9 protein-coding genes and 4 pseudogenes are annotated in these 8789 nt (G+C 58.0%); 7 read left to right on the top strand and 6 right to left on the bottom strand.

The window, feature by feature from the left end; translation table 11 throughout:
• The first annotated feature begins 126 nt into the window (after positions 1–126).
• The 7 genes and pseudogenes from NKI41_RS32510 (at position 127) to NKI41_RS32485 (ending at position 4857) form a co-directional block, all read left to right on the top strand.
• Entirely contained in the window at positions 127–711 is a 585-nt protein-coding gene (locus NKI41_RS32510; protein WP_352687057.1) for an MBL fold metallo-hydrolase, read from the top strand.
• A 23-nt stretch (positions 712–734) separates the two neighbouring features.
• A pseudogene (locus NKI41_RS32505) lies at positions 735–1246 on the top strand (IS630 family transposase); the annotation flags it as partial.
• Positions 1247–1367: 121 nt separating this feature from the next.
• Positions 1368–2165, top strand: coding sequence for a sterol desaturase family protein (locus NKI41_RS32500; protein WP_352472989.1), 798 nt, complete (start codon positions 1368–1370; stop codon positions 2163–2165).
• Between the two features lie 19 nt (positions 2166–2184).
• Positions 2185–2814 carry a methyltransferase family protein gene (locus NKI41_RS32495; RefSeq protein WP_352502859.1) on the top strand — a complete coding sequence of 210 codons (630 nt, stop codon included), beginning with the start codon at positions 2185–2187 and terminating at the stop codon, positions 2812–2814.
• 263 nt (positions 2815–3077) lie between these two features.
• Positions 3078–3821 carry a phosphatase PAP2 family protein gene (locus NKI41_RS32490; RefSeq protein ID WP_352472987.1) on the top strand — a complete coding sequence of 248 codons (744 nt, stop codon included), beginning with the start codon at positions 3078–3080 and terminating at the stop codon, positions 3819–3821.
• 79 nt (positions 3822–3900) lie between these two features.
• Positions 3901–4139: pseudogene (locus NKI41_RS33450) on the top strand (transposase); the annotation flags it as partial.
• A gap of 462 nt (positions 4140–4601) precedes the next feature.
• Positions 4602–4857, top strand: a pseudogene (locus tag NKI41_RS32485) (helix-turn-helix transcriptional regulator).
• A gap of 173 nt (positions 4858–5030) precedes the next feature.
• On the opposite strand, the gene NKI41_RS32480 reads toward NKI41_RS32485, so the two are convergent.
• From NKI41_RS32480 to rhuM, 6 genes and pseudogenes are all read right to left on the bottom strand, one after another.
• The gene (locus NKI41_RS32480; protein WP_352472985.1) at positions 5031–5837 is read right to left on the bottom strand and encodes a methyltransferase domain-containing protein; all 807 of its coding nucleotides are present in this window, start codon (positions 5835–5837) and stop codon (positions 5031–5033) included.
• 77 nt (positions 5838–5914) lie between these two features.
• A pseudogene (locus tag NKI41_RS32475) lies at positions 5915–6406 on the bottom strand (RNA polymerase sigma factor); the annotation flags it as partial.
• Positions 6407–6534: 128 nt separating this feature from the next.
• Positions 6535–6747 (bottom strand): hypothetical protein, encoded by a 213-nt coding sequence (locus tag NKI41_RS32470; RefSeq protein WP_352503920.1) that lies wholly within the window; start codon positions 6745–6747, stop codon positions 6535–6537.
• A gap of 818 nt (positions 6748–7565) precedes the next feature.
• The gene (locus NKI41_RS32465) at positions 7566–7709 is read right to left on the bottom strand and encodes a hypothetical protein (protein ID WP_352687054.1); all 144 of its coding nucleotides are present in this window, start codon (positions 7707–7709) and stop codon (positions 7566–7568) included.
• A gap of 231 nt (positions 7710–7940) precedes the next feature.
• Positions 7941–8261 carry a sunset domain-containing protein gene (locus tag NKI41_RS32460; protein ID WP_352503919.1) on the bottom strand — a complete coding sequence of 107 codons (321 nt, stop codon included), beginning with the start codon at positions 8259–8261 and terminating at the stop codon, positions 7941–7943.
• Positions 8262–8429: 168 nt separating this feature from the next.
• A partial coding sequence (gene rhuM, locus NKI41_RS32455) for a RhuM family protein (RefSeq protein WP_502901269.1) occupies positions 8430–8789 on the bottom strand: 360 nt, incomplete at its 5' end.

Raw genomic sequence — 8789 nt, 5'->3', positions numbered from 1 at the left:
AAAGAAAGCTTGACCCCAGCACTCCGGTGCTCAGGTTCTCCTGGCTGCCGGATGCGCACGTCTGCGGTCTTCACCGGATGCGTACCATACTTCCGGCATTGGCATCGCCGCAATGACGGCACCTTTTTGGCGCGCCTGGCGAATGCAGGTGTTGCTCCCGAGCAGATCGACTATGTGCTGTGCACCCATCTTCATATCGACCATTGCGGCTGGAACACACGATTGGTGGACGGGCGTTGGATACCGACATTCCCGAACGCCCGTTACATCATGGCGCGGCGCGAGTTCGAGGCCGCACAGGCCGCCTCCGGCGATGCCGACGAACGGACCTATGAGGACAATGTGCTGCCAATCGTCGAGGCTGGTCGGGCCGTGCTTGTCGATATGGATTATGAACTCGATGGCGAAGTGTGGCTGGAGCCGACGCCGGGCCACACTCCGGGGCACGTAGCCATCGGCCTGAGATCTCGAGGCGTAGGGGCAGTGTTTTCCGGCGATCTCATGCATTGGCCGATGCAATGCATATACCCCGACTGGAGCTTTCGTTACGACACGGACCCTGACCAGGCACGTCGGACGCGGTGGGCATTCCTGGAGGCTTGCTCGGACAATAGACGTATCGTCATGACATCGCATTTTCCCTTGCCGTCGGTGGGAACTATCTCGCGACGCCAGTCATCATTCTGGTTCGAGGATCATCAGCCGCCGTAATCGCCGAGGACGCCGACCACGCGCTCGGACCCGAGGTGGCCGAGCGCGTGGTGGCGCTGACGCTTGTCAATCTGCCGGACGAGACGACGCACTGGACCGCCGACATGATGGCGCAAGCGGCTGGCATCAGCGCAAGCGCTGTGCGTCGCATCTGGAAGGCGCACGGGCTGCAGCCCAACCGCTGGCGCCAGTTCAAGCTCTCCAACTATCCCCAGTTCGTCAACAAGCTGCGCGACGTCGTCGGCCTCTATGTCGATCCGCCGGCTCACGCAATCGTGCTGTCGGTCGACGAGAAGAGCCAGATCCAGGCGCTCGACCGCACCGGTGGCTCAACGCGGTCGAGGGTTTCTTCGCCAAGTTGTCGAAGCGTCGCCTCAAGCGCGGCGTCTTCCATTCCGTTCTCGACCTCCAAGCGGCAATCAACCGCTTCGTAGAGCACAACCAGCAACCCAAACCCTTCTCTTGGGTCGCCGACCCCGACAAGATCATTGCCGCCGTCAAACGCGGGCACCAAGCGTTAGATTCCATCCACTAGGCGGGCTCTCAGCCTGACATGTTTGGCACGCAAATTACCTTTTCAACTAATCTCCGAGAACCATTAGCTTGCGCTCAAATTGGCGAAGTGCTTGGATTGCGTCTTGCCGGCGGGACGCCGTATGGACATTCTGAATATCAAAGCGCTCTTAATTGCGGTTCTGATCTTCGTTCCGATCGAATACCTGTTCGCTCTGCGCCCCCATCAAAAGATACTCAGGAAAGCCTTTTTCAACGATCTCATCTATGCGCTGTTTAATGGCATCCCGATAAGCCTTGGCCTGATCGCGGCTATCACGCTAGCAACGAGTACGGTGGGGCGGCTGGTGCCGGCCTATGTCGGCAGCGCAGTATCATCGCAACCTGTTTGGCTCCAGGTATCAGAGATCATTGTCATTGCGGACGTTGGCTTTTACCTGGCCCACCGCACCTTTCACGCCGTTCCCTTTTTGTGGCGCTTCCATTCGATTCATCATAGCATTGAAGAACTGGACTGGTTGGCGGCGCACAGGATTCATCCTATTGACCAGGCTCTGACAAAGAGCGCGTCGCTCGTGCCTGTATATCTGCTGGGTTTCAGCAGTCCGGCGATCGCCCTGTTTGCAATAATTTTTCACGTCCACGGACTTTTGCTGCACGCCAACGTCAGGCTGAACATCGGCCCGCTTCGGTGGTTGATCGCGTCACCCCAGTTCCATCATTGGCATCACGCTCACGAGCGCGCGGCATACGACAAGAACTTCGCAGGTCAACTTTCATTGATCGATGCGCTCCTCGGAACCATGTACCTGCCCGGTAACGCTGTCCCGGAGCGCTATGGCGTCGATGATCCGATTCCATCAACTTACGTCGAGCAACTCGCCTATCCAGTGATCCCGAAGGGCAGAATCAATGAAGCTCCCTCCACCAGAGATACGTGATTTCGTCGGGCGTGCAACGATGACACTCTACTTCACGTTCTGCGCGACTTTGAAGGCCGAAACGTTCTTGGTAGCTCTTGCCGGCGCAGAATGGACAGTGGCGTGGATTATCGATCTCACCGCAGATGTCGCCGCTGCCGGCTTTCTCGTGCTCATCGTTGGAATGACAGTGGCGCGTCTTCCGCCCCTGGGAACAGCGCAGGGAATTGAACCGCGAATCTCCGCGCTCATCGGATGCTTTGCCACCGCAACTTTGATCGCGGTCCCTCGCATCCAGGCAGCTCCGCAGATCGAGTTTGTTGCGGACCTGACCACCATAGTTGGTTTCGCGCTTTGCATCTTGTGCCTGTGGTGGCTCGGCAGATCCTTCAGCATCACTGCGCAGGCCAGACGGCTCGTCACGGCAGGCCCTTACCAGATCGTGCGCCACCCGCTCTATGTCTGCGAAGCGATCGTCCTGCTCGGCATTCTTCTCGGCAATGCGACATGGGCAACCGTCGCAATCTGCGCCATTGCCCTCGCTTTCCAATATCGGCGGCTCGTGAACGAGGAGAGGGTCTTGCGAGCGGTGTTCCCCGAATACAACGCGTATGGGCAGACCACGCCAATGCTCATTCCATCTTTATCCTCATTGTACTGGTGGCAGTGACTGTGCCCCATGCTGATCCGCAGTCTACTCGAAACCACTTAGTAATTATTGCCTTGGTTACAGCTCTTTTCGGGTTGATTGACATTTTGTGGCTGCCACTTTCTACAGTCGATTTTTCACCGAGGAACTGGATTGATATAGGCAAGGTGGCCCTTGTCCTCAGTGCATCTTGGATGGCATCCGCAGTTGCGCTCCATAGGGTGCGATCTGATACAAGCCCAATTGCGAGCGTAATCAAATATCTTTGTGGCTGCCTGAGAATTGTGGTCGTTTCCGCAGCAGCTTTCATTCCGCTCGCCATCACCACGACCGTCTTCATGTACCTGGCGTCGGCCACCTCAAGGCCTCTGGCGGACCCGGTTCTAGCTTCTATCGATTCCGCCCTCGGTTTCGACTGGCAGTGGTTCCTCGCCACGACCAACAAGCCAATTACAGCATCCGTCCTGGTTTTTGCTTATCACGCGCTCGCGTTCCAAATGCCGTTCGTTCTGTTATTCCTCGCGGTGAGAAACCAACGAGAACGAGCACTGGAGTTTGTCGCTCTTCTAGCGGTTGCTTCGGTCTTCACGGGCGCGATGATGGCTTTGGCGCCAGCAGAAGGCGCTTATGCCTATTTCAAGCCGGCGCCGGGGCAATTTTCGAACTTCACCACTAATGCCGGAATGTGGCACCATCATGTGCTTATGGCGCTGCGATCAGGCGAGCCGTTTGATCTGATTATGACTAAAGGCACAGGGCTCGTAACGTTCCCGTCGTTCCACACGGCACTTGGATTGGCAGTGGTCTATGCCGCGCGGACCATCCGGCCACTCTTTGTCGTGTTGGCTATGGTGAATGCCGCCATGATCGTGGCCACTCTGCCTGAAGGCGGTCATCATTTAATAGATGTAATCGCCGGCGTAATCATCGGCATTCTCTCCATCATTGCAGTCAAGATGCCTAGCTATGCGCGCGGAAAGGTCGACCGCGTTGCGAGATCAGCCGTGGGATCGGACGCGGACTACTGAGTTGGCCACGGGCCGTTGCCCTCCGGCTGCCTGGCAATGACGTGGCGGCGGCGAGACACAAGGAGAAGGAGCGCCGCCCTGCGGCGGCATCTGCATGCACAGCAAGAAGATCAACATCTCCACCGTGCTCGCCGGCCAGAGGCTCGGAATCACGAAGTCGACGACGGCATTTGGCTCGTCTCCTTCATGCACTATGATCTCAGATATATCGACTTGGAACAGAGGACCTTGCAGACCTACGACAACCCCTTCGGCACGAGGGTGTCACCCATGTCTTACGTACAACCGTTACCCATGTCTCCGGGCCGCACGGTTTGAAGATGGTAGCGGAAGGCCGCTGCATCGCAAGACGCCCCCATTGAGAAGGCATTCTTTTGCTATCGGCCAAGCGGCCTGACAGCAAATCGAGATCGAGCACCACGAAACTCGGAAGCGAGTCGGGACGATGATGGACTGGGCGGAAACAAATAATTAGCGAGCGATGTGCACGTGCCGTGCACACGGGTTTGCACCTTTTCTTTTGTTTCTGTTTCGTCGAAACACCGAAACACCGAGCCAAAGCGTGATGAGCACTCGATGATTGCCGCAGTAGGTGCCCCGTCACAGCCGCATGGCCAATTGACCACGCAGCACCACTTCATAGTGCGACGGCGAGTAAACTTGTCCGGGGGCGTGTGCAGAGAGGGCGCAACCAGCGGCGATTGGAGCATTCGCTAAATTGTAAGCCTCTCCTCGGCGCACCTGCATCTGGTGCGAACAGAAAGGAGAAAACATGTCACGATCAGACACCTTCCCCCTCGTCTGCTCAAGACGGAGGAGGCCGCCAAACTTGTCGGCCTTTCCCCCGGACGCTTGAAAAGCATGGCACGTACGGCACCGGACCTGCCTATCCAAAGTTGGGTGGTCGCGTGGTCTATGCCCCGCAAATCCCCAAGAATGGGCCGACAGGGGGTTGAAGTCATCGGCCTCTGATCCGGGTGTCGGCCGCGTTTATCCGGCCAAGCCTACAGGTCGAGTGAAGTCCAGGAGGGGATAGCTTGTGCAACCTGCGGTGGAGCATGACACTGCACTCGCAGGCGCCAGCGCCCGACATCGAGGGCGAGAGCTGCCCTCCGAAGGCAGAGGTCACAGGTGATGCGCCTGCCCACAGTAGCGATGATCGCCACCAAGGATGGCGTCGGGAACGTCGCGCTCTCAATCCGAATTGTGTTACTCGGGCCGTTCGGCAATAAAGAGAGTATCGGGGAGAAGCCCAAGACGCTCGCGATCGGCGGCAGGTATACGGTCTGAATGTATTCGAGCGACCGTAAAACCCACGTCCTCGATACGTTCCTTGATATCGGGTCCGTAGGCTCGCACGTGATCTGATCCGCCGAAGCGCTCGTCGCGCTCGCTCCGTGACATGAATGGCGGCGCTTCGAGCGTTTGACGATAGATAAGCGGTACTTGGATCCAGACCTGTCCTCGAGGCTTAAGGGATGACCAAATTTGCCGAAAAGCATGCCGATCGTCAGGTACGTGCTCCATGACATGACACAAGACGACAATATCGAGATCGCTGATGCCGTTCATGTTCATTAGGTCAACCTGCACGGTATCGGGGCCGTACCGTCCGGGCTCGATATCGCCTTTAATGAGGTTGCCCGCCTGAGATAGTCTCTTTGAAAGCCCCTTCTCGCTCGGCGCAATCTGGAGAATTCTAAGCGGCCCCGCCGGAAGCCGGAGAAGCTTACGGTCTAGAGCACAAATCAAGAACCGCTCACGATCCAGAGCATGACAAAGCGGGCAAATAAGCGTGTATCGCCCGAAACGGTAAAAAGCCGCCACACCGCGATCGCAGGCATTGCAGTGATGAGCCTTCCTCGTCGGGAAGAGTGTCAGGGTGAGGGCTCTCAGCCAATCTCCGTACGAATCAAGTTTGCGTGTGACCCGCCGCGTTGTGATACGATCAGCATAGCTGCGAAAAAGAGATAGAAGTCGGCTTCCTCGAGCGTTGTTCCACGATGGTTTCAGCATGTCGGCCTTCTAAGGTTTTTGACCCGAGGACCGATAATTAGCGCCCCCTGATATAACGTCGAGTCAGCGGAGCAGCAGGAGATTCGCCCCGTCATGGCATCGACCCTGATATCGAGCAGACCGGCGATCTCAGCCAGCGGCTCGTCAAGCACATCCTTCAGGATAAAGACGCTGCGCTGGAGGATCGGGAGTTCCGTAAAGCGAGACACCGCAGTTTGGATCGCTGCATCAAAATCTTCACGGGGTCCGGAGCGGCGTCGACAACGACTTCAAGGGCCGCCTCGATAGGCTCTGCTGCGCGGATCGCACGGCTGCGCAGCAGGTCCAGCGCACGGGTATGGGCAATCCGGAAGAACCAGGGTCGCAGCTGCGGAATCTTGCACACCTGGTCGAGCGCAACGAGGGTTCGAGCAAAGATCCTGCACAACGTCTTCGCCGTCGATGACCGACCCCATGAGACGCGAGCAATAGCGGTGCAGTTCAGGCCCTAACGAGACGGCAAGGGTGAGGAACCCGGCGAGGAACTCCTCCCGACGGTCGCGGTCCATGGTAGATCCTGCATCGATCAAGGCGTCGCCACCCTGTGCCTCCGTCATCACCCAACCGAGTTGGTCGTGGTCTGCCGAGACCAGCCAGCCACACGCCCGTGATTCCAACCTGAGCCGATGTGCCAATCAGCAACCTTCGCCGGTCTTTTTCACCTGGCCCGGCGCGGCGGTGTTGGCTGCCGTGTTCTGCGCTGACTAGGCGCCGCCTGCTGCGCGCTGCCAGTCTGCTGGCCGGGCGCGCAGTCCCTGGCCGAGTTCGGATTTGTGGTGCCGCTGGTGGTCGTCTTGTCGGTGCCCTGATCGCCGGACATGTTGGTCCCGCTGTTCGTCGTGCCGGTGCCCTGATCCGTCGTGCTGGGCATGGTTGTCGTGGTCGAGCTTCCGCTCCTCGAGGTTCTTCGGTGCGCGAGGTCGATGAGGAAGTGAGACGGACGCGACCGCGTAGAAAGACGTCCACGTTTGCCCATAATCTACCGCGAACAGCTCCTTTGCCGGGGCGGCGGGCCCGATTGCGTGCTGGGCCTGCGCCGGTCTGCTATCTGCCAACAGGGGTCGGCCCGTCGTTTCCGCCGACTGCCGTGGTGCCTATGTTGGGAACCAGCGGCGCCTCCGCTTCTTCATCAAACGGCAAAATTTGAGTTCGTCGATCTGGTAATCGCGCTGCGAGATGCGGCCCCGGAGGTTAGTGATGCGCTCGGTCAAAAAAGTGCCGAGCCATTTAGTAGCGTGACCTGCCAGGTCGTTCACAACGGGGTCCGCGCTAGCCTACTGAACGGCTCTTTTGTGCAAGAGGTCAGTGGAGAAGTACCCAACTCCCGAGCTTGCGAATCTTGATTGGGCATACTCGTTCGATGTCGATATCACTGAGGGTACCGGCGCCTATTATAATCCGCGGTCCGCAATCAATGGCGCTCCGGGAGTTCTAACGGATGGGCCCTACACGGCTGTGTTGAGCGATTCGCATGTTCTGAAAATATTCAAGTGAAGGTGGCGTGCTGTGAACAATGAAACCATCGCGGGCGTTTGGGCCCCACTCGTTGTGCTTCCTGATCGCGGGCACTACGGCTGCCGAGGCGGAGTTGGCGTACAGTTTTGCGGTATTATGGCGCAACCGCCACAAGAATTGGCCCCGATCTTGGCCTACCTTTTGGCCATGGATCACAAACCAGCGCTCTAGGCGCTAATCCGCCTTCACGGTGAGATCGGCGCGAAAATCAGGCGCGACGAGAAGCAGGCCGCGAAGCTCATTGAAGAGATGAAGCATGTCGAGGCGGTCTTGCATCTGTTGGAACCTGGCTTCAATGCCCCGCGCCATCTCCGTCAAGCGTCGCAACAATCCAAACCCGCTGTTTCATGCGTGCCGCCGTCGACGTTCTGAGGACCGCCACGGCGCCAATGAGTGCTGAGGAGATAGCGCTGGTCCTACTCCGCGCAAAGGGCATCGAAGCGCCCACAAAAGCGGAAACGCATTTGATGTATGGTGCGGTGAGCGCATCGCTTAAGATCAACAAAGATGTGACCTTGCATGATGGGCGTCCGCGCGTTGGACCCCTGTCTAAACCCTGGATTTCCGCCATCCCGCTTTGCGCGCGGCTTCCTCCGAGCAAAACCAGCGCTCGCCTTTCAGCAGATTGATGCGCGTCTCCCAATAATATTCCTGTCCCGGAACGTGATAGATTTTCTCGCCAGTGTTGTAGCTGATGTTGCCCTTGATGCCGCAGCCTACAGCGGCGGAACCAAATTCAAAGGCAAGCAGGCCAGCCAGGATCGTGCCGCCAGTCGCGATCTTTGCCCATAACGGCGTGTCACGCGAACGATGGCGCCTGCCATACCTTCGGCGATTGTACTCATTGTCTTGATAGCGACGTTTGCCCACGCCCCTCTCCCCAAGGGGAGAATGCGACCGTAGCAAATTTAAGTCCAGCCATTTTGGCAGTCGTACCGGCGAGGAAACCGCCGCCTCAAGGAAAGCTACCCCGAAGGCGGCGGGCCGACAGGTTATGCGGTTGGACGCGGCAACCGGATGCCGGTTTTCTTGAACAATTCAAGTTGCGTCTTCGCGAACTTGTCTGCGTCTGGCCGACGTGGACCGCCACTTTTGTAACCAGGAAAGACTGACTGGAAATTCGTACTGTGCGACGAGTTCCTTCAGCTTTTCCAGAAGCCGCAGCATCGATACCTGCTTGCCTTGGATCGCCATGCCTTCGGCATAGAGCAGCCAAGCCTCTCCTATGAGTCCCATCTTGCGGAGTTCATCCGGGGAACAATAGTTCTTAGCAATCGTCACATCCGCAGCTGTCGGCTTGCGGTTGCCTAGGGCGATACCCTCCGGCGAAGGCCGCCTTGCGAGAGGACGGCACGGTAGCGAGGCTGCGCTCTTAAGGTCGCCCTTACGAGCGAAGTT

This window comes from Mesorhizobium sp. M0601 (assembly GCF_040320845.1).
In the GTDB taxonomy this organism is placed as follows: domain Bacteria; phylum Pseudomonadota; class Alphaproteobacteria; order Rhizobiales; family Rhizobiaceae; genus Mesorhizobium.
The sequence above is the reverse complement of the archived record's forward strand: the minus strand, read 5'-3'. Positions and strand labels throughout refer to the sequence as shown.

Excerpts from the sequence above, each read along its gene's own strand:
- NKI41_RS32500 (WP_352472989.1), top strand. The coding sequence starts at position 1,368 with ATGGACATTCTGAATATCAAAGCGCTCTTAATTGCGGTTCTGATCTTC.
- NKI41_RS32495 (WP_352502859.1), top strand. The coding sequence starts at position 2,185 with ATGACACTCTACTTCACGTTCTGCGCGACTTTGAAGGCCGAAACGTTC.
- NKI41_RS32480 (WP_352472985.1), bottom strand. The coding sequence starts at position 5,837 with ATGCTGAAACCATCGTGGAACAACGCTCGAGGAAGCCGACTTCTATCT.
- NKI41_RS32470 (WP_352503920.1), bottom strand. The coding sequence starts at position 6,747 with ATGCCCAGCACGACGGATCAGGGCACCGGCACGACGAACAGCGGGACC.